This is a genomic window from Micromonospora sicca, from assembly GCF_003172935.1.
GTDB lineage: Bacteria > Actinomycetota > Actinomycetes > Mycobacteriales > Micromonosporaceae > Micromonospora > Micromonospora sicca.
The window spans coordinates 1-25,454 of sequence record NZ_QGKS01000226.1 but is presented as its reverse complement, the minus strand read 5'-3'; the positions used below and the strand labels follow the sequence as shown (position 1 = coordinate 25,454).

Here is a 25,454-nt window from a genome sequence, read left to right as displayed (position 1 = left end):
CCGCGAAGCCCGTTCAAGAAGGCTGCTGATGCTTCCCACTGAGATGCTTCCCTTCTCCACTGCTACGACCCGAGCCCGTGAATGTATCTGTCGAAGGCAGTATAGTATGCATCCCGAGCTTTCTGCGGAACGCTGGCAGCGTCAAACATCCTCTCGGAGAGATCAAATATTTCGCGGGATGAAACGGACGACCAGTCCACCTTCGCACCGACACGCCTGCCGGTTCGCGCTTCGAGCCAGTCGCGATACACAGCCTTCGTTGCGTCATGATTTGCCTTCGAAAGCTGAATCGTTGTCGAATCTGCTGCACGCGACTTATAGCCCGGAATATTGTGCTTTGCCCACGCATCCATGACGCCGTGGTGCTGCTCCATTCCCGGAGCCTTGTCACTGTATTTCGTAATAGCATATTCGCGGCCGCAGTTGTGTACGAGGATTGGGGTGGCGTCAGCCACCACATAGTACGTGTGGATGTCGGCGACGGTGAGGTCGTGCATGTCGGCCCCGCCGGTGTAGTTGCGGACCTTGGTGACGGTGACGGTGTCGCCGTCGCTGGTCTGCAGTCGATGTCCGACGACGAGGTGGCCCGCCTCGACCCATTCGTTGAGGGTTTGATCCCAGAAAGGATGGGTCTGTGTGGTGTGCAGGACTGCCGCCGCGCTGCTAGTGCCGCCGTCGGCAGGAGGAGTGGAGTCCTCGACTTGAACGGTGAGGTCGGTCAGTTCGCTGTCGTGATTGAGGTGGAGTTGCTCCACCTCTTTGACCTCAGCAGCGCCCGTCTCCGGGTCGGTTGCCAGGACCTTGTCGCCGAGCTCCACGTCCTTTATGGCTTTGGTGGTGCCGTCAGCCATCAGGACAGGGGTTGCGGGGGCAAAGCTGTGGTCGCAGGGCACCCCCCTACGAAGCTTGCCGGCTACCTTGCCGATTATCTTGCCGCCGAAATAGAAGCCAACGGCGATCGCTGCGGCCTGCGCAGTTTGCCGCCAGTTAACTTCTCCGGTGGCTAGAGCCTGGTAGGTGGCGTCTTCGGAGGCTCCCGCGGCGGCGACGGCGATCAGGGTTCGGTATCGGGCGCTGGCGATGATGCCGCCGGTTCTGACGAGTAGGGCCCCAACGCCAACTCCCACCACGGCGGCAGCAGCCCCGTCCTGCGCTGCCTGGAAGCGCTGTCCCTCCGGGGCGGATGCGGCAGCGATGCCGGTTACGACCATGGCTGAGGCAGCCATCAAGAGGCAACCCGTCCCGCCGGTGCCGAAGCAGAATGCTGCGACGACGACGCCCGTACCGACGGTCACCATGATGGCTTTGTCGGCGTCGCTCAGCTCACCGTCGCCGGCGATTCCCATCATCCATCCGGGGGCTAGTCCGGTGGGATCGCTGAGGGTGATGGGGTTGTGGTGTGCGTAGGCGAAGGGGTTGAGGCTGTTCGGGTTGGCTGGGTCGACGAGGGGGTCTGGGGCGATGAAGGTGCCGGTGTCGGGGTCGTATTCGCGGACGCCGACGTCGAGGAGTTTGGTGGATGTGTTGGCTGGGGCGTTGAGGAAGCCGCGGTCGGTGGGCCAGCCGGCGGCGCCGGCGCGGTCGGCTCCGTAGGGGGTGTACCAGCGTCGTTGGAGGGCCCCGGTGAGGGGGTCAACCATCAGGTTGGCGCTGGCTTGGTGGTCGGCGGCGATCCAGTCGAGCCCGTCCTTGGTCCGGACGGCGACGGCGGCGCTGTCGTGGCTGTAGTAGCGGGTGCCGGTGACAATCTTGCCGTCGAGGCGGAGTTCCTCGCCGCCGAGGTAAAGGCTCTTCCCTGTCGGTTCGGTACGGATTAGAAGGGTGCCGTCGGCGTCGTACAGGTGCTTGGTCTGTTCGGTGCCCGTGCCGACGGTGACGGTGGCGGTGTCGAAGCGGCCTTCGGCGTTGACGGTGTAGTCGGTTTTGACGCCGGCGACGGTGCGGGTGCGCATGTTGCCGGCGAGGTCGTAGGCGAAGGTGTCGGTGCGGGTGGTGCTGCCGGTCACCGCGATAGACGCCATGCCATGGACCTGGGGCTGCCCCTTGGCGGGGTAGGTGTAGGTGCGGCTGGTGGTGGCGGTGCCAGTTTGGTGGGTGTCGGTTGCGCGTCGGCCAGCGGTGTCGAAGGTGTAGCTGTCCCAGTAGGGCTGCTTACCGGTCGCGGCGACGTCGACGGGGTTGGCGGCGCAGTCGTCGGTGGCGGTGAAGGCCTCGGTGAGGCGGTGCAGGCCGTCGTAGCGGTAGCACTGTGACTGGCCGTCGGTGCGGTCCTTGACCGAGGCGATGTCACCGGCCGGTTGGTAGGTGTAGAGGTCGTCCTGGACGGTCTTGCGGGTTCCGGGGAGCGCCGGGTCGGGCAGGGTGGCGGAGATGGTGGAGAGCCTGCCGGTGGCGGATTCCCAGCTGTAGTTGCGAATCAGTTGACCGGCCCCGGGATCGCCATACGTGCGGGAGGCAAGCTGTCCGGTGGTGGTGTAGCCGGTGGCGGTGACGTAGTTGTTGACGCCGGTGAGGGTGGTGGCGTAGCCGAGGGTGTCGTAGCCGGTGGTAAGGGTTTCCGATGGCAGGCCGGCCCTGGCCGGGTAGGTGAGGGTGGTCAGGTGGTCGGCGGAGTCGTAGCCGTAGTTGACGGTGTAGGTGCCGGCGAGGTCGCCTTCGGCTTGGGGGATGATCCAGCGGGTGCCGGTGGGCCGGTAGCGGTCGTCGTAGCCGGTGGGTTCGACGACGTAGTTGGCGTTGCCGACGTGGCGGATCGTGGACGTCAGCATGCCCGTGGCGGCGGTGATGCCGTTGGTGGCGTTGGCGCCGTCGTACAGGTAGGTCGTCAGCTTCGTTCCCGTGACGACGTCGCCAGCCCACCGCACAGTCGGGCGTCCGAGCGCGTCGTACTGATACGAGATCTTTTGGCCGCGGGCGTCGGTGGTGGACAGCAGGTCGCCCATGGCGTTGTAGGTGGAGATGCTGCTGCCGGTGTCGGGGTCTTGAACGCTGGTGCGGTTGCCAGCCAGGTCGTAGCCGTAGCGGGTGATGTTGTCGGCGGCGTCGGTGATTGTGGTGAGCTCGTCGGCGGTGTTGTAGCCGTAGGTGGTGGTTTCTGACGTGCCCGTGGTGGGGTTGACGGTCAGCCGGGTGGTGCGGCCGGCGGCGTCGTAGTAGGTAGTGCTGTTGCCTCCGGAGGCGGGGATGAGGGTGTGGCGGTCACCGTCGTAGCTGTGCCGGTTGCGCCACTTTTCGACGCCGTTCGCTTCCAGTGCCTCCGCCGTGGTGCGGCCGAGGTTGTCGTAGCTGTAGACGCTCCGGGATGGCAGGTCCGCGGCGGCCGCGGAGTTCAAGGCGCTGCCCGCGGCGTTTACGTTGTAGTAGGGCCCCGTTTCCGTAGCGACCTGGCCCCGGCTGTCGTAGGTGGTCTCGGTGATGATCCGACCGACGCCGCCGGGCGCCATGCTTTGGTTGTTGCGTGGCCGCATGCGGCCGTCGAGGAACTGGTATGAGGTGAGGTAGACCGGGCCGGTGGTCGCCGTGGGCCGGGTCTGCAGGGCTTGGGTCGTCAGCTTGCTCGGCGCATCCGATCTAATGTCGTAGGCGTACTTCATCGACGGTGGGTCGCCGCCGGACTTCTTCTCAGTGGGTAGCCAGACGGCGGCGCGGCGGCCGAGCGGGTCGTAATCGGTGACCGTCTGCCTACCGTTAGGGTCGATGGCCACGGTGGGCAGGGCGCGCCCGGGGTCGAAGTCGGTCTTTACAACGTGGTTGAGCTGTGGGCTTATGGGCTTGCTGACCGTGATCCCCTTGAGCGGGAGATTCTCGGTCGGGTTGTACGCGGTGGTGGTCGTCAGGCCACGGGCGTCCTTCTTGGTCGCCGGGCGGCCGCGCGGGTCGTAGGTGGCCTCGGTGATAGCCCAGGTGTCCGGGGCCTTAACGAGCGACTGGTTCTTTGTCTTTTCCCCCTTCGTGGGGGCAGTGCCGAGCGTGGTGCTGGTGTCGTAATAGGTGCGGCTTTGGAACAGGATGGTCGCGCTGCCGCAAGCGCCGGCGTACTCGGTCGTCTGATAGGGAAAGGCGATGAGGTACGCGGTGGTGTTGCGCGCGTATTCCGCACGTAGGCAGGTGTCGTCGCTGGCGGTGGAGATGTCGCCGAGGTCTCGGGTGTCGGTGGGCAGACCGTAGGTGTCGTAGCTGGCCTGCGCCTCGGTCCAGCGCCACTTTCCGTCCGCGGCGATCCAGGTACGAGTCCTGGTGCTGGTTTCGGTAACCCGCTGGGCGTAGAGGTCCTGCCCGCCGGTCACGGGCGTCGGCCGCATGCCGGTCTGAGTGGTGGCCGGGATGTGGATGGTGGAGGCGGCGACCTGGGCGCCGTCCAGGTCGATGCTCTCGCGGAGGAAGCCGTTGAGCCCGTCCGCGTCGTTGAACCGGTTGGTCCACTTCTGGGTGATGCGGGTGGCATCGCAGTCGTAGAGCACGAGCTGGCCGTTGGCGCTGCCCGTCGCGTCCGGGCTGGCGTCGAGACATTTGTTGGACTGCGGGTTTTTGAGGCTGCCGTCGGGCTGCTGCTCCCAGACCTGGCTCCACGTGGCGTAGCAGTCCCACAGGTGGATCAGGCTGCCGGTGGTGGTGCTGGGTCCCTTGATGTCGAGACAACGCGTGGAGTTGGGGTTCTTGAGTTTGCCGTCTGTCTGTACCTGCCACACCTCGTTGGCGGCGCCGTTGCATCGCCGGGCTTGGATGACCGTGCCGTTGACGGTGGCCGAATTAGCGACATCGATACACCGGTTGGCCTGCGGGTTGAGTAGGCTCTGGTTGGCCTGCGGCTGGAACACCTGATTCCAGTTGCCGCCGCAGCTCCAGGTTTGAACCTTGGTGCCATTTGCGGCGCTGAAGTTGTAAATGTCGAGGCACTTGGTGGAGTTGGGGTTCTTCAGGCTGCCGTTCGGTTGGGGCTGCCATTTCTGGTTCCAGTTGCCGGCGACGCAGTCCCAGATCTGCACGGTCGCGCCGTTGGCCGTGTTGTAGTCGGCGATGTCTAGACACTTGCCTGAATACGGGTTCTTGATGTGGCCGTCGGGTTGCCACTGCCACACCTGGCTCCACGTGTCGTAGCAGTCCCACATGTGGACCAGGGTTCCGTTGGCGGTGCCCCGGAGCTTGATGTCCAGGCACTTACCACCCTGGCCGGAAATGGCACCGTCGAGGCCGGGCGTACCGATGGGGGTCAGCAGGGCCGCTTCGCGCTCGTACCAGGCAACCCCGGTGCCGTCACCGGTCGTCTTCCCGTCCCCGTCCATGCCGCGGTGATAGATGTTACGGTTAATGGTCTGTGCGGAGGCCGTCGCCTTCGTCGCAGTTACGCTGCTGTAGCCGCGCCACACCGACCAGCTGCGGTACAGCAGCTCCACACTCTCGTTCACGTCATGCGCCCACAGCGCACTGTCGGACGAGGCCGTGTTGACGTACTTGTAGGTGGTGATCTCGTCGGGCGAGCCGCCGGTGAGATCCCGTTGCGTCACCCTATTGACGAGGTACTTGTTGAACCAGGCGAAGCCGCCTGCCTTGTTCGGGTCGGGGTTGTCGGTGTGGTGCCGTTGAGGGAAGCAGAGGTACGGGTTGTTGTCGGGGATGGGAGCCCACGTCGGGTCGCAGGCGACGCCCCCTTCGGGAAGGTTGGTGTACTCGATGAGAGTGTTGCCGCCGCTGCCGTTGGTTGCGGATGTGAGCCGGTAGTGCATGTACTGGGGCACCCCGGCACTTGGGTTAGAGTCGACCCGGTTGGCCAACCTGGTGCCACCGAACTCCATCTTCAACTCGGTCTTGGTGGCGCCGTCCACGCCATGGCCGGTGTGCTCGATGGACTGCAACCACAGGTGCGGCGAGGTATTGGCTTCGTAGGTGTCGGGGTAGGTGTGCGTCAGCTTCCACTCATCCACGGTGCGCCACTGGGGTGGGACGCTCTCGTCCAGCACCATCGTGCGGATTGCCGCCAACCGCTTTGTGGTTAGGAAGTTCGGGCTGAAGTTCCCGCACGGCAGGCCGACCTCGCAGTAGAGGTCCCACGGGGTGTCCGGGTACTTGTCACGGATCGGGGTACCGTCGGCGTTCAGGCACGGCTCGGCGTTGCAGCGTTCGGCGACATCGAACTCGACCCGCATCGGCGCCCGCTGCGCGTGCTCGTTGCCCACCCGGTCGCCGTAGTCGATGTAGTCCAGCTGCGCGGCGATGTCATAGGTGGTGGAGGTTGCGGCGCCCGCATAGGTTCCCTGCTGCTTGGTGTAGCCGTAGGTCATCGAGTTGTTGTGCGGGTCGACGACATAGTCCAGGTTCCACCGGTAGGCCTGGCTGCAGCCGTTCGGGCACGGCTCCCCGGGGTTGTTGCCGATCACCGGCACGGTCTGCACCGAGTTGGTGCTCTCGTTATCGTTGCTGTATCGCTTGCTGACGCCGAAGTAGTACTGCACGCCGTCCTGCGTCGTGACGCGCCAGAACTCGTTGTCGTTGTCGCCGTTGTTGATGTTGTACGGCCAGTTCGTGCTGTCGAACTTTTCAATGCGCAGCCCGTCGTCGCTGGCGGCTCGCCAGGTGCCCGTGGTGTTGTCACGCACCAGCGGTGAGGCCTTTCCAGCGAACACGAGAGTCGCGTTGTGGGGCGAGAACGCGCAGAGGTCGTTGACGTTCTGCAGCCCGTCCTGGGAACACGGCCGATACGAGCGCTCGACGTAACCGATCTGCAGGTCCCAGCCCTCACCGACCCAGGACGTCTGGCCGTTCTGCGTCGAGGTTTGCCCGTCCACGCGGCCGCTGTCGTAGGTCAGCGCGAGGTTGGGCTGCGGGCCGACACCGGCTGGCGGAATCGGCAGTGGATAGCTGTAGGTGAAGCTGCCGCTCTGGTTGCCGGCCGCCCATGAATACGCCTGCGACATGTTCGTCGATTGGAAGGTGCCGCCAGCGGACGACGAACCGGCCGTCAACGCCAGCACGGACGCGCCCTCAGCCCCGGCCAACGTCACGTCAGCGGTCAGCGTGGTCCCCGCCCGCACCGCTGCCAGGTCCCGGGGGACGCGGCACTGTGCATCGGCCGGCGTGGTGAGCGCGCAGGCGGGGAGGGCGACCAACCGCAGCCGGCCTGCGTAATCCCCGCCGTAAGCGTTGGCGAACCTGGCATAGTCGACTGCAAGGCGGACCTTCCCGGGGCCGCGAGCACCGTCGGCGCGGGAGACGCTCAGCAGCGCTCCGGAGACGCCCGCGGCCTTCGTCGCCTTGCGGTTCAGCACCCGCATTGTCACCGACGTCGGCGTCAGCTCTGGTTGCCTGATAGCCCGCTGCTCATCCTCGACCGAGACGGGGGCTAGCGGACTGACCACGACCGGCAGTTCTCCGACCTTGGCCTTGCGGCCGGACACCGCTACCGTCGCCGATCCGGCCTTCGGCAGCACACTGTTCCCGAGTCGGGTGATGCCGCGCCCGTCGGTCTGGGCCTTCGCCGCCGCCCGGGGCTTCACCTTGCGAGTCGGCACCGGCTTTTGCGACTGGCCGGCCGGCTTGGGTTTCGGCGCGGCCGACGCTGGCACCTGCGTCAGCAAGTTGGCCGTCAGCGCTAACACCACCCCGACTGCCAACACCGGCCAACACCTGCTCGTCGCCAGACTCGTCAACCAGCCGGATCGCCAGCCCACACGCAGCCGCCGCCGAACCCCCGTGCGCCCCATAACGAGCCCTCCCCACCTCGACAAAGAAGAGTTGCGGGCACGCTACGGCAGGTAATCGACCATCGGCAATAGCGAACATCATCGATTACGCAGCGGCGTTAGGCCTGGCGAGAGCCATGATCAGGCCGACCTGCAGAAAGTATCTTGAGTATCACCAGCAAGAAATCTACGTCCTTACCCGTCGTGACGGAGGAAAACTACAGCCATATCAGGACTACTCGGGCAATCCGTGGCGCATGCATGGATGCCTTGTAGAGCGTCCGGTCAGACAGCTCGTCGGTATGGAGCAGGCGCGCCACGTGGCCGGTGTCGGCCTTGACGGCTTCGAGGGTGCCTGAGAGGCGGATCGGGCGGGTGCAGCCGCCGGCGGGGCGGGTGTGCTTTAGCCAGCCGAAGTAGTACGTGCCGGCTACCCTGGCCACGGTCCGCCGGCGGCGGGGTCGGTCGTGGTCGAGTGACGCGGCCGGGAGTTCCTCGCGTAGATGCACAGCGATGAAGAGCGACTCGGAGAGGACCGCGCCACCAGGCGTCAGGCGTGATCCACAGTGGGTTGCTGGCCGACTTCTCGGCCCGGTCCTGACGCCTCGCTTACAAGTTCTGGGCGCTCTGTCCGGCGGGGTCCGTCGGCGTCACTGGCCTCGGACCACAGTCCGGCGTCGGTCCTTACTGGGTGGCTCGGTCCGCGCCGGTTGCTGTCACCGTTGCTGTCGACAGCTGGGCGGCGGTGCTGGGGTCAGTCGTCCTCGTCCAGGAGGCCGAACGCCTCCGGCGCCTCCTCCACAAACTGGCGGTACTGCGGCCGGATGCTCTCTGCTCTGGCTGCGATGGCTGCGGCTAGACGTGCCCGGTCGCACGGCTCCAGGCCGCTGAGGCGGTCAGCCGCGTCCTCGAGCTGCTGAGCGGCAATGTCCGGGTGGAGTGTCTCGTCGTCGCATAGCTCGAAGAACGCCAGACAGTCGAGCAGGCTGTCGAGCACTGCCGTGAAGACGGGATCATCTGACACGCCCGCATGCCATGTCGCTCAGACGTTGAAGCGGAACTGCGAGCCGTGGTTGGTTCACCAGCGGGAACAGCGCTCGACGCCTGCTCACACGGCGTCGCAGGTTGCGAGGGCTGCTCACTGGTCGACAACGTTTGACAGTGTCTCGTGCCCCCTGTGTGCCCCAGACAGTCGCGTGCCGACCAAGGGTGAGACCTGGCAGGATCAGCCCGGTGATGAGTTCCGCCAGGCTGCTGCGCTGCGAGGCGATCGCATGGATCGACGAAGACTGGCCGCGGAGGGTCCGTGTGCGCCTGGTCGACGCCGACGGACGAACGTGGTTCTTCGTCGACAAGGTCCCGATCTTCTTCGTGGATGACGGCATCTCTCCTGGCGCTTCTCTCCCCCGGCCGGCGTTCGTGAGGTGCTGTGTCGTCGGTCAGCAGGAGGACCAGGTCCTCGTCGTTAGCACTTTGCCGGACCACGTGGAGGCTGAGGACGGAACCACCCAATTCCGGGTCCGCCCCAACCAACTAGAGCGGCGAGCGTGACCTGATCAACTTGAACTGTCAGCTTGGGAATCGGGTTGGATCGCGGCATACGGCCGTAGTGCTCGCTGGTCATGGAATCACGGGCACCACGGCCAAGCTCTGCGATGGACCTCCGCTGGCCGGTGTTGACCGCTGCATCGGGCACGGATCGGGCACGGGCCCACGTGGGGCTGAGGCTTGAACCCCTAAGCCGTTGGCCGGGGATCGGCCGAAATTGGACCAAGCGACCACTGACCTGGGCCTGGGCCTGGGATCCTCGGCGTCTCTCGACGTCTCGCATGTCTTTCCGCCCTCGGTTCTGCCGGATCTGTGCCCGATGATCTTTGGGCACCCGCTTAGCAAACGCCCGCCCGAGACACCCTCTGCCCTACAAAGCTGGCATGACCAAAGTTCGGAGGTCCGGGGTAGGGGCGGCTGGGGGTTGCGGCAACGAGTGCGGTGTCACCCCTCCGGCGAGCCACCCGACGAACCGGGTGAACCTCCCACCGACAGTGACTCCTGAACCGTCCGGAGCGCGTCCAGCTGGGTAGCGAGCTGACGGCTCCGCGCGAGGTCTTCCGCTTCAGCTATTCCCTGGTTCAACAGCTCCAGCATGCGCTGACGAACGGCCCGGACATCCAGTTCCTGCGGGAGGACCGCTTCCAGTACGAGCCGGCGTTGCCGGGTGAAGAAAGCCGCACGACGGACGCCGACAAAGCCGGGCCGTATCCCCTCGCCCTCGGCCAGGAAGACCATCCAGAGCCGGAGCGGGGAATAGACGGTGGCACCCGCTCGCCGAATCTCCTCGGCCGCGCTCTTGGCCGACCTCCCCCAGGGTGTCATCAGATGGTCTTCCCCGAGGATCACGTCGACGGCCAGCCCGCGCACTGGCCTGGGTGTGAACCCCCAGTACCGACGCCACCATCGCCAGGCAGCGATCGGACTGGCGACGGTGCCGAAGAGTCCGAGGCCGATCATCCCGCCCGGGGCGATGACCAGGAACCCGTTGCTCGCGAGTCCGTCCCGGGTGGCGAGCTTCGTCGGGTCATCCGGATCGACGAACAGCTCAACCTCCTGCCCCACGGCGTAACGGTCGGTGGGGAAGTCGTCGAAGAGGTCCGCCTCGCGGTACACCCCGAGGTACGCGTAACGCACCTCGATGCGTACCGGCGGACTGTACTTGCCGACGGGGATCACCTGTACCGAGGTGACCTGCCCCACGACAACCTTTCCCGCGGAGATCCGCTCCTTGATCTCCTGGCTCAGGAGACTGGACAGGACAAGTCCTCCCACCAGGGTTACGACGCCCAGCAGCGCAGCCGCTACCCAGACCCGCGTCGGCGGTCGGTACTGCTTCCTGACGTCGTACACCCTGGTACCCCTACCTCTGGTCCCGCCACACCGGGGTCGACGTAGGCGAGGCCCCCGCACGTGCTGAACTCCTTGTCAACCACCGCAGATCATCGCTGATGCTCGCAACATCCCCGCCGTTGGTGAGGCGGGAGGGATGCGAACCCGCACCCGCAAAGCCGGTTGCCATCCCGTCTGCCGCCGACCCGCCCTCCGTGGAGCGGGCCGCCGCCCGGTCCGCCACGTCAAGCGGACCTTGACGCACGTACGGACGCTGGCGGGCCGGGCGGCGGTCTGCTCGGCTCGCCCGGGTCGTCGGCTGGCGGGATGGCCCTGCGCAACCACCCACGGACCGCAACGCGCGCACGGAGCCCCGGCCATCCTGGAGTCGTTGCGCCCCCGCCGGAGGCGCAGTGACTGCGTCCGGTTCGCCGCCGCGACCCGCCGCGTGGACCTGGCGTGCCCTTCCCTGCGCCGCGTCGCTCGGGCGCGGCGCAGCCGGCTGCCGGCCCGCGAACCTCAACCACTCTCGGCGCTACCGTCTGCGGCGGCCCCGGGCTCCCTGCTCTCCGCGCCAGCCGCCGGGCGTGTTGCGTGGCCGGCGTGGAGCGACAGCGGAGCGTCGGACGCGCGCCCAGGCGGCGGCGCGTGCGGCCCGTCAAGGGCCGCCTTGATCGATGTAAAGAAAGTTCTCCCACTCGGCCGGCAGCCGGCCGGGCCTCCGCCCTGAGAAGATGACGGCATGGACCGCTTCGAGGGCCGCTGCTGGCTGGACTGGTGGGCGAACTCCTCCACCCTGCTCGGCAGCGTCGAGGTGGCCGTCGTGATTACCGCCGCCGACGCCGGCTGGGAGGCCCGCGGTCGCCTGGTCAGCGACGGCGACGAGGACCAAGAGGCCTTTGCATTCCTGTGCGACCTCGATCCCGTCTTCATGCTGCGATTCGAAGACGAGAGCAGGGCGGCCGTCACCGTGCACCCCAGCGACGGGCATCGCCGCTTCAGCCTCACCGAGTACACCGGTCCGGTTCAGCGATCGGTCGAAAATCGCATCGACCTGTAGGCAGCACCGGACCAAGCCTGCGACCGGACTGGCTCGACAGCAGGTTCACGGCGGGTTGACGCGTCGGCACCCGGTGCTACTCTGGCGCTCGTCGAGCACGCCAGCGCGGCCTTCCTGCCGGATTGCTGGACTCGACTTCCGAGATGCCGAGCGGCCTTCCTGCCGCTGATGCGGGCCCACGTTCCGCCGGGTCTCGATCGCACCGGCCGCAGTGCCGGTCCCCTGAATCCGCTGAGCGGTCCAGCACGGCCTGACCTGCCGTCCACGATGGCCCGGCTTCGCACCTCAACGGTGGGGCAGCCTGCGGTAACCGGATGCCGATATCCAGGTCCCTACCCGTGCCGACCTCAGTCACCGAGTCCACGAGCGCGAAAGGACATGATCGATCGGCGGAGAGTGGCACCACCACGAATCCGCCCTCCGGCGTCAGCCGCCCTTCCGGCGGTGCCAGGAGACACGACGAACACCACCAGCGGACAGACGTCCATGGCTGGTGGTGCTTCGTCTCCCGTCCCTGCCACCCCGCGAGGAGAGAATCCTGTCCACCCCTCTCGACCCGCCCCGGCCTGGCCTCTCCGCCGGCCGTGACGCCCAAGCCTTCTACCGCGCCGCGACGCCGGAGTTCCCCGGCTGGTTGGAGCACACCCGCCCCGCTGGCGGCTGCGCTCGCCCCATCCGCCTGACCGGCACGCTTGCCGCCGTCGACACCGACACCTGCCGGATCGTGAGCGAGCAGCACACCGACGAGCTGCCCGATCGGACGCTCTACAAGGCGTGCGGCAACCGCCGGGAAACGCAGTGCCCGGACTGTGCCTGGGTCTACGCCGGCGACGCCTACCAGGTCGTGCGCTGCGGTCTGACCGGCGGCAAGGGTGTTCCTGCCTCGGTCGGCCGGCACCCGGTCGTCTTCGCCACCTTTACCGCGCCCTCGTTCGGCGCGGTCCACCACCGGCACGTCCGCCGCCACAGCTGCTCGACCCGGCAGCGCTGCGACTGCCGCCCGGACCCCTGCCACGCCCGCCGCACCGCCGGCACCTGCCCACACGGGCAGCCCGCCGTGTGCTTCGCCCGCCACGACGCTGACGATCCGCGGCTTGGGCAGCCGTTGTGCCTGGACTGCTACGACCACGGCCACCAGGTCGTGTGGAACTACTTCGCGGGCGAGCTGTGGCGGCGCACCAAGCAGGCCATCGAACGCCACCTCGCCGCCCTCTGCCGCCGACGCGGCATTCCCTTCGTCCGGGTGGTCGCTGCTTCCGGCAAGGTCCGTTGGGTGCCGCCCGTGCGGGTGTCGCACGGCAAGGTGGCTGAGATGCAGCGTCGAGCAGCGGTTCACTTCCACGTCCTGCTGCGCCTGGACGGCGTCGCCCCCGACGACCCGGACACGATCGCGCCCCCGCCGGCCGCCATCACCATCGACGACCTGGAGGACGCCGTCCACGCCGCCGCCCGCCGGATCACCGTCACCACGCCGCCGCATCCCGACCGGCCCGAAGGCTGGGTGGTCGCCTGGGGCGAGCAGGTTGACGTCCGGCGGGTCAACAGCGCCAGCGGCGAGCTGACGGACAGCAAGGTGGCCGCCTACCTGGCCAAGTACGCCACCAAGTCGACCGAGGCCACGGGCCACCGCTCTACCCGACTCACCGCCGCCACGATCGGCGACTACGCCGATCCGGACGGCGACCACCTCGCCCGCCTCATCGACGCCTGCTGGCGACTCGGCCGCCCCACCCACAACGCCATGGCAGCGGGCGCCGCAACGACCGGCGGCCGTCAAGGCCCCCTTGACGGCCAGCCGACCCCCTACGCCGGGCTGCGTCGCTGGGCACACATGCTCGGCTTCGGCGGCCACTTCCTCACCAAAGCCCGCCGCTACTCCGTCACCTTTGGCCTGCTCCGCGACACCCGCGCCACCTACCGCCGCACCGAAGACGACGAGTCCACCGACAGCATCACCGTCGCCACGCTCACCTATGTCGGGGCCGGCTGGCTCAGCGATGGTGACGCTCTCCTCGCTAACACCGCCGCCAGACAGCGCCGGGAGAGCAGACGCGTCGGCCGGGAAGAACTCGCCCATGAAGCCTGGCTCGCCGGGGCGGCCGCATGAGCCATGACCTCACCCCGCGCTGGTACTCCCCCGCCGAGGTCGCCGTCCTGCTCGGCTTCGGCATCTCCAAGGTCAAGATGAAGATCGCCACCGGCGAGCTGCGCTCCATCAAGGACGGCAAGTACCGCCGAATCCTCCCGAAATGGGTCGACGACTACATCCGCCAGCAGGTCGAGCGCCAGGAGGCCGCCTGATGCCAGCCCGTGCCCGCGCCAACGGCGAAGGCTCGATCTTCCCGTACCGCAACGGCTTCGCCGCCTACGTCTGGGTCACCAAGCCGGACGGCAAGCGCACCCGCAAGTACGTCTACGGCAAGACGCGGGAGGCAGTCTACGACAAGTGGATCAAGCTGCACCAGCAGGCGAAGCAGGGACCGGTGGCGACCAGCGTCCCGACGGTCGGCAGCTTCCTCACCCGGTGGCTGGCCGAGATCATCGAGCCGAACCGAGCACCGCTGACCTATGCAACCTACGAGACAATCGTCCGCCGCTACATCACTCCGGGCCTCGGGGCCAAGCGGCTCGACCGGCTCCAGTCGCGGGACGTGCAGACATGGATCAACCAGGTGGCTCGGACCTGCCAGTGCTGCGCGCAGGGTAAGGACGCGGCCCGGCCGAAGGACAGGCGGCGATGCTGTTCGGTCGGCCGGTGCTGCCGGGCGGTCCCGTCGACGCGCACGGTCAGCGACATCCGGGCCGCACTGCGGGCGGCCCTCAGCCACGCCCAGGCCGAAGATCTCATCGCCAAGAACCCGGCGGCGTCGGTCACCCTGGCCACGGTCCGCCGGCACCGGGGCAAGTCGTGGTCGAGCGACGAGGCCCGCAAGTTCCTCGAATCCGCCCGCCACGCCGAGGACCCGCTCTACGCCGCCTACGCCCTGGTCCTCCTCACCGGACTACGCAAAGGCGAGGCCCTGGGACTGACATGGGAGGACGTCGACCTCGACGCCGGCGAGCTGACCATCGGCCGCCAACTGCAACGGGTTCGCGGCCAGCTCCTGCACCGCGACACCAAGACTCAGGCATCCGACGCCACCCTCCCCCTGCCCGACATCTGCGCCACGGCACTAGGAATCAGGAAGGCACAACGGGACGACGCACGAGCAGCCGCCGGCAACGCCTGGCACGAAACGGATCTCGTCTTCACCACCCGCTATGGCACACCCATCGAGCCGCGCAACTTCCAACGGTCCTGGCAAGCCCGATGCGAGAGGGCGAAAGTCAAGCCGATCACCGTCCACGACGCGCGGCGCACCTGCGCCACCCTTCTGGCCGACCTCGACGTACATCCGAGAGTCGTCATGCAGATCCTCCGGCACGCCCGCTTCTCCGTGACCATGGAGATCTACACGCAGGTCTCGTCAAAGGCGACCCGCGACGCCCTCAAGCGCCTCGGCGATTCCCTCGGGAGATGACCGTTGCTGTACTTCGCTGCTGTACGGGCAGCAGAAAGGCCACCCCCACGAATGGGAAGTGGCCTTTGACCTGCGTGGGCGATACTGGGATCGAACCAGTGACCTCTTCGGTGTGAACGAAGCGCTCTCCCGCTGAGCTAATCGCCCTCAGCGCCGATGACTCTACCCGATCGAGAACGCAGACGAAAAACCCGGGTCGTCAGTGCGTCGCGAGGTAGTGCAGCGCCCGGGCCACCAGGTCGATCCCGAGGCTGTACTTGAGCGACAGCCACACCACCACGGCCACGAAGGCGAGGCCGACCGCGCCGAGCACGATCCGCACCGGTAGTGACCGACTCGTCGCCCATCGCGTCCAGGCATGTACATGTCGGCGGGTGAAGCCGAGCAGCCGTCGCGCCCAGTGGTACTCGACCGCCCAGATGCCCAGCCCGGCGATCACCAGCAGCCAGCCGGGCCCGGGCAGCGGGATCAGGGCGATACCGACAGTGACGACGATGGCGCCCGCGATGGCGATGAAGATCTTGAGGGTGATCCGGCCGGTGGGGTTGGCCCGGATCAGCTCGAGGGTGGTGTGCACCCGCTCGCGCCAGCTGCTGCGACGCCGAGCGACGACGGGGACGCCAGGGCGGCCGGACGAGCCGCGGGAGCCGCCCTCGGAACGCTCCGTCGACACCCCGTACCCCCGCCTTTCGGCTGCTCGGGCCGCTCCTTTCGGTGGGTCGGCCGTGGTCGTCGGATCCACTGCGGGACCCCTCCTGACCATTTCCACCCCCAGTGTCGCCCGGGACCGTCACCCCTGCTGAGGACTGGACGTTACCGGAGTAAGTCGACGACTGAACCACCCGATGCCGGGCGGCACCACGGTCTGGGCGAATCGGCAAATCCTAGAAGAATTTTCACATTCTCGGAGGCTTTCCGACCGTCTTCCCACCACTGGGTGAAGTCAGCGTATGGCGGAGCGTAGCCAGGAGTAGCACCTGAGTATGGGAAAAGCGGGACACGCGCGTTCCGCAGCGGTGCCGGGGGGAGAACGTCCATGAGTGTCATCCGACCGACGACCGTAGAGGTCGAGACGTCGCTAAGGCTCGTCGCGCCTGACGCCACCGCATTGCCGGTGCGTGCCAGTCTGCGTTACGACCCTGCTGACCCGTATGCGGTCCATGTCCTGTTCCACGCCGAATCCGCCGGCGGTGAGGCGGTGAGCTGGTCGTTCGCCCGCGAACTGCTGGTCACCGGGCTCGACGAGCCAGCCGGCATCGGCGACGTCCGGGTCTGGCCGTGGGCCACCCCGCGCGGCGACTTCGTCGCGCTCGCGCTGTCGTCCCCGGACGGCAACGCCCTCTTCGAGGTCCCGCGCAGCGTGCTCGTGCGCTTCCTGCGGCGGACCTACGTCGTCGTCCCGCGCGGCCGCGAGGCCGAGCACCTGGACGTCGACACGGCGGTGAACCGGCTGCTCGCCGGCCGCTGACCACGCAACCCGGGGCCGCGCGGATCTGCCGAGTCCGCGCGGCTCCGGCCACCATTGATCGGGTACGCCGTGGGCGTGCCCGACTCAGCCGTGCGTGGTGATCCCGCCGTCGACGGGGATCACCGCTCCGGTCAGATACGCCCCGGCGCGGGACGACAGGTAGATCGCCGTGCCCGCCATGTCCTCGGGGCGGCCGATCCGGCCCAGCGGCACCTGCTGCTCGATCGCCGACCGGGCGGCCGGGTCGTCCAGCGCGAACGCCATCATCTTGCTCTCGAACGGTCCGGGCGCGATCGCGTTGACCGTGATCCGCTCGCCGGCGAGCTGGTGGGCGAGGCTGCGGGTGAGCATGTGCACGGCCGCCTTGGTGGCCGAGTACGCGTACACCTCCATGAACGGCACCCGGAGACCGTCGATCGACCCGATGTTGATCACGCGGGCCGGGTCGTCGACGCTGGCTGCCGCGCGCAGCGCCGGCAGCAGCGCGGTGGTGAGCCGGAAGACGGCCTTGACGTTGACCGCCCAGAGCTTGTCGAACGCGGCCTCCGGATAGTCCTCCAGCGGTGCGCCCCAGGTCGCGCCGGCATTGTTGACCAGCACGTCGAGCCGGTCGGTACGTTCGCGCACCGCGGCGGCCAGCCCCTGCGCGCCCTCGTCGTGGCTCAGGTCCGCGGCGATCGCCTCGCAATGGCCCTCGGCGGAGAGTTCCTTGGCCACCCGCTCGCAGACATCGGCCTTCCGGGAGGAGATGATGACCTTCGCGCCGGCCCGCACGAAGCCCCGGGCGATCATCAGCCCGATCCCCCGCGAGCCGCCGGTGACCAGGACCGTCTTGCCTTCGACCGAGAACAGATCCGTCATGCCCATCCCATCGCGAGTCGGCGGGGCCGGGGGTGGTCCGCCGACCCGGGCGCTACCGATCGGTAACCTAGTCGGCGGGCGACTGCGGCGACAAGCCCACCCCCGCAGTCGTGGCGTCGAGATGCAAGCTGGGCAGGAGACCGTTAACGTCGGGACGATGGTCACTCCCGGTCAGCTCTCCCCGACCACCCGTACCGACCTGTCCCCCGCCGAGGGGGACGCCGACGACATCACCATCGGCGCGCTCGGCGACCTGGCGGCCGAACCCGGCTGGCGCCGCCCGGTGCTGCTCGACGCCGACCTGCTGATCCTGGTCACCGGCGGACACGGCAGCGCCGAACTGGACTTCCGGGCGCTGCCCTGCCGACCCGGCACCCTGCTGCGCGCCCGCCCCGGCCAGGTGCTGCGCTGCCTCGGCGCCCACCTGGACGCGACGGTGGTCCGCTGGGGCGCCGGCACGCTGCGCGGGCTGGACGTCGACCCGGACGCCGTGCCGACGTACCGGCAGCTCGCCGGCGAGGACGAGGACGCGGTGATCGGTGAGGTCACCCAGTTGGCGGTGGACGCGGACCGGCATCGGGGGGTGCCCGCCGCCCGGGCGCTGCTGCGGCACCAGCTCGCCGTGCTGCTGCTGCGGCTCAGCCTGCTCGGCGCCGCGGAGGAACGGCCCGCGCCGCGCCCCGAGTCGGAGACCTTCCACCGGCTCTGCCGGGAGGTGGAACGCGGCTACCAGCACACCCGCCGGGTCGAGGACTACGCCGCGCAGCTCGGCTGCTCGGTGCGTACCCTCACCCGGGCCTGCCTGGCGGTGACCGGCCGCAGCGCCAAGCAGGTCATCGACGAGCGGGTGGCGTTGCAGGCCAGCCGGCTGCTCGCCGCCACCGACGAGCCGATCGCCCGGATCGGCCGCCGGCTCGGCTTCCCGGAGCCGACCAACTTCGGCCGGTTCTTCACCCGCGAGGTCGGGGTCAGCCCGGGAGCCTTCCGGGCCGTCCGGGAACAGCCCCTACCTGTCCGGATGGTGCGCCCGCGCCCGCCCGCCGACGCGCCGGTGCCCAACGGCCGGGCATGATGACAGAGTGCAGATCTCCGCGCGTGGCGACTACGCGGTCCGGGCGGCCCTGAGCCTGGCCACCGCGTACCCCGCCCTGCTGTCCACCCAGGCCATCGCCGCCGAGCAGGACATGCCCCGCAAGTTCCTCGAGGCCGTCCTTGCCGACCTGCGCCGGGCCGGGATCGTCCGCGCCCAGCGCGGCGCCGAGGGTGGCTACACCCTGGCCCGCCCACCCCGCGACGTCACCATCGGGCAGATCCTCCGCGCCGTCGACGGCCCGCTGGCCGGGGTGCGCGGGCTGCGCCCCGAGGAGACGCAGTACGCGGGCGCGGCCGAGAACCTGCCCCGGCTCTGGGTGGCCGTCCGCGCCGCCGTCCGCCAGGTCGTCGACGAGGTGAGCCTGGCCGAGATGGCCAGCGGGAAGCTGCCCGGGCACGTCCGCAAGCTGATCGCCCGCCCCGACGCCTGGGAGCCCCGCTGACGGGTCCCCGCGGCCGATTCATTGACGACATCAGCTGCATAGCGACCGCACCGGCGCCCCGCCCGGCGGCGCCGGCCCAGCGTCACCGCGTCCGGACCGCCTCGGGGTAGTCCAGCGCGGCCCGGTCGAGGGCGGGCAGGTCCTCCGCCGCCGCGGCGGTCACCACGGCGACGGCCACGGCCCGAACGTGGTGGTGTAGCCGGCGCCGTGGTGGACCAGGAGGTCGCCGTCCTCCCCCGTGCCCAGGGCGAGGGCCTCGCCGAGCACGATGGTGTGGTCGCCGGCCTCGATCCGGCGGACCACCCGGCACAGCAGCACCGCCAGGGCGTCGTCGATCAGCGGCACCCCGAACGGTCCCTGCGTCCAGCCCCGGTGGGTGGCGAACCGGTCGATGCCGCTGGTGGCGACGTTCGGTGCCACCTCCTGCTGGCCGGAGGCGAGCAGGTGCACCGCCAGGTGTTCCGCCCGCTCCACAGTCGGCCAACTCGACGACTCCCGGCCCAGGCAGAACGACACCAGCGGCGGATCCAGCGACACCGAGGTGAACGAGGTGGCGGTGAAGCCGGCCGGCGGCAGCGCCGGCAGGTGCCGGTTCGCGGCCAGGCCGGGCGCGGTGACCACGGTGACCGTGGCCGCCTGCCGCCGCAACAGGGTGCGGAACAGGTCCCGGTCGACGGGGCGCAGCTCGACGGCGCCGGCCCCCGGCCGGTCCACGCTGGTCACGCCGTCACCAGCTCACGGGCGGCGTCGGCGCCGCAGCGGGCGGTGGTGGTGAAGGCGAGCAGGGCGACGGCGGCGAGGGTGCGCCGCAACGGTTGACGGGGTGAGGCCATGGAGGGATCTCCTGATCTGTCCACGATGGGTGGAGGAAGCCCACGAGGGCGCGACGGCACGCCGCACCGGGCCGGGCGACGGTGCGCCGGCGACGGGAGCGGACGGGCGGAGAAGGTGCGAGGACGGGAAGCCGAGCCGGTGGAACCGGTCAGCTCAACAGAGCGCGCTCGCGTGCCGGACCAGGTCAACGTGCACGCGAGCGGTGAGGAGAAGCTCGTCCCGCTGCGACATGACCTCATGCTGCCGGGCGCTCTCCGGCCCGGTCAACGCCCTTCCACACAGTGGGATGCGCGCCGCATACTTTGTTACAACCCTTCTCCACCAGCATTTGTCACCCCTTAAGACCTACCCGTTGACTAGAGATTCAGACGGGAGTCCGGGGCACCGTCCAGTGCGGATTCCACGGGGTTATTAGCTGTTGCGCGTTGTTTCATCTTCTATCAGTGTCCTTATAGGATAGTCGTGTGAGGTTGGGCGAGTGGGCGGCACGCAACGGTGTGCATTACCAGACCGCTTGGCGGTGGGCTGGGGACGGCAAGATGCCCGTGCCAGTGGTGCGTACCGCTACCGGGACTTGGCTGGTGCAGGAGCCTGACGTCCCTGCGGCTGGCCGGGTGGTGGCGTGCTGCCGGGTGTCCTCGTCCGACCGGAAGCCTGACCTGGATCGGCAGGTTGCCCGGGTGGTCGCGGGAGCGACCAGGGTCGGGCTTGCGGTGGGTGAAGTCGTCACGGAGGTCGGCTCCGGACTGAACGGCCGGCGTCGCGAACTCGCCCGTGTCCTCGCCGACCCCGAAGCGGCGGTGATCGTGGTCGAGCACCGCGATCGCCTGGCCCGCTTCGGTGTGGAGCACCTGGAGGCCGCCCTGGCCGCCGCGGGCCGTCGCCTGATCATCCTCGATGCACAGGAGGCCAGCGATGATCTGGTGCGGGACATGACCGAGGTGCTGACCTCGATGTGCGCCCGCCTGTACGGGCGCCGGTCGGCCCGACACCGGGCCGACGCCGCACTGCGCGCCGCAGCGGAGGCCGAGTGAAGAAGTTCCAGCCGCGGCCGGGCTTCGTGGTGCAGGCGTACCGGTTCGCTCTGGACCCCAACGCCGCGCAGGAGCAGGCGCTGCGCTCGCACTGCGGCGCAGCCCGCGCGGCCTACAACTGGGCGGTGGGCTGGGTGTCGGCGTCGTGGTGGCAGCGCCGCGCCGAAGAGTCCTACGGGCTCGCCGGGCCGGAGTTGACCCAGTGGCGGCCGTGGTCGCTGCCGGCCCTGCGTAAGGCGTTCAATCAGGTCAAGCGCACCGATCCGCGGTTTGCCGACTGGTGGGAGGAGAACTCCAAGGAGGCCTACAACACCGGCCTCGCCAACGCCGCCGCGGCGTTTGACAACTACGCCGAGTCCAAGCGTGGGCAGCGCAAGGGCGGGCGGATGGGTGTGCCCCGCCGGAAGTCGAAACACAAGGCGCGCTTGGCCTGCCGATTCACCACCGGCACGATCCGTCTGGAGCCGGACCGCCGTCATGTCACCCTGCCCAGACTGGGCACGATCCGCACCCACGAATCCACACGCAAGCTTGAGCGCCGTATCGCAGGCGGCAGCGCCCGCATCCTCTGCGCCACTGTGAGGTTCGAGCGCGGGCGCTGGTTCGTCTCCTTCCAAGTCGAGGTCGAACGCGCCGAGCGCACCCCGGCCCGCCCGGACGTCGCGGTCGGGGTGGACCTGGGCGTGAAATGCCTCGCCGTCCTCGCCGACAGTCAAGGCGAGATCCGCCACGTGCCCAACCCGGGCCACTACGACACCGCCCTGAAGGCCCTCAAACGCCTGTCGCGGCGGGTTTCCCGCCGCCAAGGGCCGGACCGGCGCACCGGCCAGACGCCCTCGAAACGGTGGCTGAAAGCCAACGCGGAACGTAACCGGGTACACCACCAGGTGGCGAACCTGCGTACCGACGCGCTGCACAAACTCACTACCGCGATCAGCGCCGAGTACGGCACGGTGGTGGTCGAAGACCTGAATGTCGCCGGGATGCTCCGCAATCGGCGCCTGGCAAGGAAGATCGCCGACGCCGGATTCGGAGAGATCCGGCGACAACTGACCTACAAGACCGGCTGGAACGGTGGACAGGTCCATGTCGCCGATCGCTGGTTCCCTTCCTCGAAGACCTGCTGCGGGTGCGGCGCGGTGAAAGCCAAACTGCCGCTGCACACGCGCGCTTTCTGCTGCGATGTATGCGGCCTGGTGATGGACCGGGACGCTAACGCCGCCTGCAACCTCGCCGCCCTTGCGGCGGCCAGCACCACCGGTACCGGAGTGGCCGGAGACCGGGGCGCGAAAGCGCCGAAGCCTCGTGGAGCCGACCAGAAGACCCGCGTCACCCTCCCCAGCCGTATGGCCGGGGCGGGGCGGGCAGGTGGCGCAACCCTGCCACCACAGCGGCAGGCGGAAGCGAGAGACCGTCATCAGGACACCGCGACCCTCACATTGCGGTGACACCGTTACGGACCTTCCATGCGAAAACGCACGGATTGCTGAGACCTGACGATGGGATCAGCAACGGTTTCGCGAAACGCGGTTTCGGGCATGTTCGATGCCGCAGAGGCAGGGAGGCGACGAGAGGAGCCCGTGATGGGCATTCAGTTCCGCAAGCGTCAGAAGTACGGGCCGCTGGTGCTCAACTTCACCGAGAGCGGCTTCTCCTCCTGGAGCATCAAGATCGGCCGCTGGTCCTGGAACTCGAAGTCCCGCGCCCACCGCGTGGACCTGCCGGGGCCGCTCTCCTGGAAACAGGACAAGTCCCGGACGTGACGTCCCGAGGTCGAGCGGGGTGCCGGTGGCTCACCGGCACCCCGCCCGGCGTCCAGCAGGTGTTCGGCATCGGCGTGATCGCCACCGGTGCGTCCATCGCGGTCAGACAGTTGACCCGGCGGCGCTGACCAGCACCTCGCCGCCGAGCCGGCCGTGCTCCGGGTCCCGGGTCACCGCGCCCGAGGCGAGCAGCGAGGTCAGCGCGCGGTTCGCGTCGGCGGCCCGGTAGACCGTCGAGGTCAGCGTGAAGCGGCGCAGCTCGGTCACCGTACGCGGGCCGGAGCGGGCCAGCTCGGCCAGCAGCTCGCGGCGCAGCGGGCCGGGCTCCGGGTCGAGGGTGATGTTCAGCAGCCGTCCGGCCGGGTCGGCGGGGTCGCGGTAGCGCACCCCGGCGTACTCGTCGACCGCCCAGAGCGCGTCCTTCACCGCCTCCAGGCCGCGGTCGGAGCCGGTCGCGTAGGCGAACAGCCGGGCCGGGGCGTCGTCGGCGGGAACGAGGTCGACCTCGGTGACCAGCGGGAAGCCGGCCGCCGTCAGCGCCGGCCGCGGTGCGCGGCCGACGTCGGTGACCAGCAGCAGTTCGGCCGGGCGGCCGGAGGCCGCGGCGGCCAGCAGGGCCGGCGTCGGCTCCGCGCCGTCGACGACGGTGAGCAGCGGCGCGCCGGCCGCGCCGGCGGCCTTCAGCGCCACCGGCAGCCGGTCCGGGTGCCCGGGCACCACGTGCACCGCGACGTCCGCGGGCAGGGTCGCCTCCATCGGGCCGAGCCGGGCCGGCAGGTCGGGGTCGTCGGCGACCACCAGCACGGTCAGCCGCCGGCCGCGCAGCCGGTCGGCGAACTCGGCCACGACTCCCAGGGCCGCGTCCGCGCCGCCGGCGTCGCCGCCGGCGTACGCGAGGGCGAGGGTGGCCCGCCGGGAGCGGTGCAGCGCCCCCGGGAGCCAGTGGTCGAGCTGCCGGACGAGCAGTTCGCGCAGGATGGCGTCGGTGGACATCCTGCCGTTCTACCGCACGGCGGTTCAGGCCGGAATGGAGATGCCCACCCCGCCGCGGGTCTGGCCGCCGTAGCGCTGTCGCTCCTTGTCGATGTCGAGCCGGCCGATCCGCTTGCGGGCGGCGAGGGCGTCGTCGTCGAGCAGGTCGGCGGGGATGATCCAGACGATCTCGAACTCCAGGCCGTCCGGGTCCTGCCCGTAGAGGCTCTTGGTGGTGCCGTGGTCGGAGGTGCCGACCAGGGCGCCGGCGGCGGCCAGCCGCTCGGCGGTGGCGGCCAGCTCGTCCAGGGTGTCCAGCTCCCAGGCGAGGTGGTAGAGGCCGACGGTGGCCCGGCCGGCCTGCGAGCGGCCGGCCGCCGCGCCGATCTCGAAGAGGCCGAGGTCGTGGTCGTTGGTGGAGTCGGGCGCCTGGAGGAAGGCCGCGCCGCGGAATCCGTCCGGGGTCATCGCCACCGGACGGAAGCCCAGCACGTCGCGGTAGAAGGCGACGCTGCGCTCGAGGTTGCTGACGTAGAGGACGGCGTGGTTGAGCCGGTGGATTCCCATGGCCACCACGGTAACGCGGTTTAGTTGAGCGTTCAATCAGTGCGGCTATGATGGGCGTCATGACCCGGTGGCTGAACCCCGACGAGCAGCGCACCTGGCGGGCGTTCCTGACCGCCTCCCGGGCGCTGATGGACACCCTCGACCGCGAGCTGCAACGCGACGCGGACATGCCGCACGCGTACTACGAGATCCTGGTCCGGCTCTCCGAAGCCCCGGACCGACGGCTGCGGATGAGCGACCTCGCCGAGGCCACCGGCTCCTCCCGCAGCCGCCTCTCGCACGCCGCCGCCCGCCTCGAAGCGGCCGGCTGGATCCGCCGCGAGGACTGCCCGACCGACCGGCGCGGGCAGCTCGCCGTCCTCACCGACACCGGCTTCGCCGCCCTGGCCGCCGCCGCCCCCGGCCACGTCGAGGGCGTACGCCGGCACCTGTTCGACGCGTTGAGCCCGGCCCAGGTCGACCAGCTCCGGCGGATCAGCGAGACCCTGGCCGACCACCTGACCGGTTCCTGACCGATTCGATCACCTCCGGGGGTTGTACTTACCGTCGCCGGGCGGCCACGATGGGGCGTGTCCTCCGGCTTCGGTGAACTGACCGTCCAGGCGCACCACCTGGTGTCCGCGGGCGACCTGGCCGGTGCCCAACGACTGCTCGCCGACGCGCTGACCGACGCCGATCCCCGCCCGGCCAACGCCTCCCCCGAGCTGGCCGACGCCGCCGGGCTCCAGGCGCGGGTGCTGGTCGCGCTCGGCGAACCGCACTCCGCCCGCGGCTGGGCCGCCTTCGCGTACGCGGCGGCCACCCGCCTCTACGGCCGCGCCGACGAACGGACGATCACCGCCGCCGCCACCCTGGCCGCCGTGCTGCACCGGGTCGGCAGCGACGCCCGGGCCGCCCGGCTCTACTCCGACGTCATCATCGAGCTGACCGCCCGCGACGGGCCCGAGTCGATGCGGGTGCTGGCCGCCCACGCCGACCTGGCCACCGTGGAGTACGCCCGGGGCCAGTGCGAGGTCGCCCGGGACCGGCTCCAGGACGCCTGGGAGCTGCACCGCGAGGTGTACGGCGACGGCCACCCCAGCGGGATCAAGATGCTGGCCAAGCTCGGCGCGATGGAACGCGACTGCGGCCGGTACAGCGCCTCGCACGAGCACCTGACGCTCGCCGAGGAGCTGTGCCGGGCGTACCTGCCAGCCGACGACCCGCTCGCCGCGCAGGTGGCCGCCCTCTCCCGGGCCGCCGCCGACCCGGACCACGTCTGCGCCGACCCGGAGCCGCCCGCC

22 protein-coding genes and 1 tRNA gene are annotated in these 25,454 nt (G+C 69.2%); 13 read left to right on the top strand and 10 right to left on the bottom strand.

Annotated elements, in window-relative coordinates:
- Positions 1-62 precede the first annotated feature (62 nt).
- Positions 63-7,610 carry a ricin-type beta-trefoil lectin domain protein gene (locus DKT69_RS15685; protein WP_161557853.1) on the bottom strand — a complete coding sequence of 2,516 codons (7,548 nt, stop codon included), beginning with the start codon at positions 7,608-7,610 and terminating at the stop codon, positions 63-65.
- Positions 7,611-8,430: 820 nt separating this feature from the next.
- Positions 8,431-8,700 (bottom strand): hypothetical protein, encoded by a 270-nt coding sequence (locus DKT69_RS15675; RefSeq protein ID WP_146231096.1) that lies wholly within the window; start codon positions 8,698-8,700, stop codon positions 8,431-8,433.
- 209 nt (positions 8,701-8,909) lie between these two features.
- Here DKT69_RS15675 and DKT69_RS15670 point away from each other — a divergent pair, with 209 nt between their 5' ends.
- A complete protein-coding gene (locus tag DKT69_RS15670; RefSeq protein WP_109802290.1) occupies positions 8,910-9,227 on the top strand; it encodes a hypothetical protein in 318 nt (105 codons plus the stop codon).
- Between the two features lie 441 nt (positions 9,228-9,668).
- Here DKT69_RS15670 and DKT69_RS15665 read toward each other — a convergent pair whose 3' ends face one another.
- Positions 9,669-10,577 (bottom strand): DUF3592 domain-containing protein, encoded by a 909-nt coding sequence (locus DKT69_RS15665; RefSeq protein ID WP_161557852.1) that lies wholly within the window; start codon positions 10,575-10,577, stop codon positions 9,669-9,671.
- Positions 10,578-11,298: 721 nt separating this feature from the next.
- Here DKT69_RS15665 and DKT69_RS15660 point away from each other — a divergent pair.
- The 4 genes from DKT69_RS15660 (at position 11,299) to DKT69_RS15645 (ending at position 15,137) form a co-directional block, all read left to right on the top strand.
- Entirely contained in the window at positions 11,299-11,616 is a 318-nt protein-coding gene (locus DKT69_RS15660; protein WP_109802288.1) for a hypothetical protein, read from the top strand.
- A gap of 538 nt (positions 11,617-12,154) precedes the next feature.
- Positions 12,155-13,723: a replication initiator gene (locus DKT69_RS15655; protein WP_109802305.1), complete on the top strand. Its 1,569-nt coding sequence runs from the start codon at positions 12,155-12,157 to the stop codon at positions 13,721-13,723.
- Complete coding sequence (locus tag DKT69_RS15650; RefSeq protein WP_109802287.1) at positions 13,720-13,917, top strand: excisionase family DNA-binding protein; 198 nt, start codon at positions 13,720-13,722, stop codon at positions 13,915-13,917. The genes DKT69_RS15655 and DKT69_RS15650 overlap by 4 nt, the downstream gene beginning before the upstream one ends.
- Positions 13,917-15,137, top strand: coding sequence for a tyrosine-type recombinase/integrase (locus DKT69_RS15645; RefSeq protein WP_109802286.1), 1,221 nt, complete (start codon positions 13,917-13,919; stop codon positions 15,135-15,137). The genes DKT69_RS15650 and DKT69_RS15645 overlap by 1 nt, the downstream gene beginning before the upstream one ends.
- A 75-nt stretch (positions 15,138-15,212) precedes the next feature.
- On the opposite strand, the gene DKT69_RS15640 is transcribed toward DKT69_RS15645, so the two are convergent.
- Both DKT69_RS15640 and DKT69_RS15635 read right to left on the bottom strand, forming a co-directional pair.
- Positions 15,213-15,284 (bottom strand) — tRNA-Val (locus DKT69_RS15640).
- A 52-nt stretch (positions 15,285-15,336) separates the two neighbouring features.
- The gene (locus tag DKT69_RS15635; RefSeq protein ID WP_438361839.1) at positions 15,337-15,879 is read right to left on the bottom strand and encodes a TIGR02611 family protein; all 543 of its coding nucleotides are present in this window, start codon (positions 15,877-15,879) and stop codon (positions 15,337-15,339) included.
- 294 nt (positions 15,880-16,173) lie between these two features.
- Between DKT69_RS15635 and DKT69_RS15630 the strand changes: the two genes are divergently transcribed.
- Entirely contained in the window at positions 16,174-16,605 is a 432-nt protein-coding gene (locus tag DKT69_RS15630; RefSeq protein ID WP_007457244.1) for an SsgA family sporulation/cell division regulator, read from the top strand.
- 84 nt (positions 16,606-16,689) lie between these two features.
- On the opposite strand, the gene DKT69_RS15625 is transcribed toward DKT69_RS15630, so the two are convergent.
- Positions 16,690-17,466, bottom strand: coding sequence for a glucose 1-dehydrogenase (locus DKT69_RS15625; protein WP_109802304.1), 777 nt, complete (start codon positions 17,464-17,466; stop codon positions 16,690-16,692).
- Positions 17,467-17,623: 157 nt separating this feature from the next.
- Here DKT69_RS15625 and DKT69_RS15620 point away from each other — a divergent pair, with 157 nt between their 5' ends.
- Both DKT69_RS15620 and DKT69_RS15615 read left to right on the top strand, forming a co-directional pair.
- Positions 17,624-18,538, top strand: a complete 915-nt coding sequence (locus DKT69_RS15620; RefSeq protein ID WP_109802284.1) for a helix-turn-helix transcriptional regulator — start codon at positions 17,624-17,626, stop codon at positions 18,536-18,538.
- Positions 18,539-18,545: 7 nt separating this feature from the next.
- Positions 18,546-19,001: an RrF2 family transcriptional regulator gene (locus tag DKT69_RS15615; RefSeq protein WP_089010393.1), complete on the top strand. Its 456-nt coding sequence runs from the start codon at positions 18,546-18,548 to the stop codon at positions 18,999-19,001.
- A 159-nt stretch (positions 19,002-19,160) separates the two neighbouring features.
- Here DKT69_RS15615 and DKT69_RS15610 read toward each other — a convergent pair whose 3' ends face one another.
- Together DKT69_RS15610 and DKT69_RS41075 are read right to left on the bottom strand one after the other, a co-directional pair.
- A complete protein-coding gene (locus tag DKT69_RS15610; protein ID WP_109802283.1) occupies positions 19,161-19,724 on the bottom strand; it encodes a flavin reductase family protein in 564 nt (187 codons plus the stop codon).
- A 264-nt stretch (positions 19,725-19,988) separates the two neighbouring features.
- Positions 19,989-20,066 carry a putative leader peptide gene (locus DKT69_RS41075; protein WP_349881247.1) on the bottom strand — a complete coding sequence of 26 codons (78 nt, stop codon included), beginning with the start codon at positions 20,064-20,066 and terminating at the stop codon, positions 19,989-19,991.
- Positions 20,067-20,299: 233 nt separating this feature from the next.
- On the opposite strand from DKT69_RS41075, the gene DKT69_RS15605 reads away from it, so the two are divergent.
- From DKT69_RS15605 to DKT69_RS15595, 3 genes are all read left to right on the top strand, one after another.
- Complete coding sequence (locus tag DKT69_RS15605; RefSeq protein WP_109802282.1) at positions 20,300-20,869, top strand: IS607 family transposase; 570 nt, start codon at positions 20,300-20,302, stop codon at positions 20,867-20,869.
- On the top strand, positions 20,866-22,317 hold the full coding sequence (gene tnpB / locus DKT69_RS15600) for an IS607 family element RNA-guided endonuclease TnpB (RefSeq protein ID WP_109802281.1): 1,452 nt from the start codon (positions 20,866-20,868) through the stop codon (positions 22,315-22,317). The genes DKT69_RS15605 and tnpB overlap by 4 nt, the downstream gene beginning before the upstream one ends.
- A 135-nt stretch (positions 22,318-22,452) precedes the next feature.
- Positions 22,453-22,632 (top strand): DUF4236 domain-containing protein, encoded by a 180-nt coding sequence (locus DKT69_RS15595; RefSeq protein WP_109802280.1) that lies wholly within the window; start codon positions 22,453-22,455, stop codon positions 22,630-22,632.
- Between the two features lie 102 nt (positions 22,633-22,734).
- Here the strand turns inward: DKT69_RS15595 and DKT69_RS15590 are convergent, their stop codons facing one another.
- The gene (locus DKT69_RS15590; RefSeq protein ID WP_109802279.1) at positions 22,735-23,625 is read right to left on the bottom strand and encodes a hypothetical protein; all 891 of its coding nucleotides are present in this window, start codon (positions 23,623-23,625) and stop codon (positions 22,735-22,737) included.
- Positions 23,626-23,649: 24 nt separating this feature from the next.
- A complete protein-coding gene (locus DKT69_RS15585) occupies positions 23,650-24,171 on the bottom strand; it encodes a VOC family protein (protein WP_109802278.1) in 522 nt (173 codons plus the stop codon).
- 50 nt (positions 24,172-24,221) lie between these two features.
- Between DKT69_RS15585 and DKT69_RS15580 the strand changes: the two genes are divergently transcribed.
- Positions 24,222-24,683 (top strand): MarR family winged helix-turn-helix transcriptional regulator, encoded by a 462-nt coding sequence (locus DKT69_RS15580; RefSeq protein WP_109802303.1) that lies wholly within the window; start codon positions 24,222-24,224, stop codon positions 24,681-24,683.
- A gap of 57 nt (positions 24,684-24,740) precedes the next feature.
- The coding region (locus DKT69_RS15575; RefSeq protein WP_146231095.1) for a tetratricopeptide repeat protein at positions 24,741-25,454 on the top strand (714 nt) is incomplete at its 3' end.

What these genes read in the sequence shown, in the direction of transcription:
- DKT69_RS15645 (WP_109802286.1), top strand. Translation starts at nt 13,917, where the DNA reads ATGCCAGCCCGTGCCCGCGCCAACGGCGAAGGCTCGATCTTCCCGTAC.
- DKT69_RS15650 (WP_109802287.1), top strand. Translation starts at nt 13,720, where the DNA reads ATGAGCCATGACCTCACCCCGCGCTGGTACTCCCCCGCCGAGGTCGCC.
- DKT69_RS15585 (WP_109802278.1), bottom strand. Translation starts at nt 24,171, where the DNA reads ATGGGAATCCACCGGCTCAACCACGCCGTCCTCTACGTCAGCAACCTC.
- DKT69_RS15595 (WP_109802280.1), top strand. Translation starts at nt 22,453, where the DNA reads ATGGGCATTCAGTTCCGCAAGCGTCAGAAGTACGGGCCGCTGGTGCTC.
- DKT69_RS15590 (WP_109802279.1), bottom strand. Translation starts at nt 23,625, where the DNA reads ATGTCCACCGACGCCATCCTGCGCGAACTGCTCGTCCGGCAGCTCGAC.
- DKT69_RS15630 (WP_007457244.1), top strand. Translation starts at nt 16,174, where the DNA reads ATGAGTGTCATCCGACCGACGACCGTAGAGGTCGAGACGTCGCTAAGG.
- DKT69_RS41075 (WP_349881247.1), bottom strand. Translation starts at nt 20,066, where the DNA reads ATGTCGCAGCGGGACGAGCTTCTCCTCACCGCTCGCGTGCACGTTGAC.
- DKT69_RS15580 (WP_109802303.1), top strand. Translation starts at nt 24,222, where the DNA reads ATGGGCGTCATGACCCGGTGGCTGAACCCCGACGAGCAGCGCACCTGG.
- DKT69_RS15625 (WP_109802304.1), bottom strand. Translation starts at nt 17,466, where the DNA reads ATGACGGATCTGTTCTCGGTCGAAGGCAAGACGGTCCTGGTCACCGGC.
- DKT69_RS15660 (WP_109802288.1), top strand. Translation starts at nt 11,299, where the DNA reads ATGGACCGCTTCGAGGGCCGCTGCTGGCTGGACTGGTGGGCGAACTCC.
- DKT69_RS15620 (WP_109802284.1), top strand. Translation starts at nt 17,624, where the DNA reads ATGGTCACTCCCGGTCAGCTCTCCCCGACCACCCGTACCGACCTGTCC.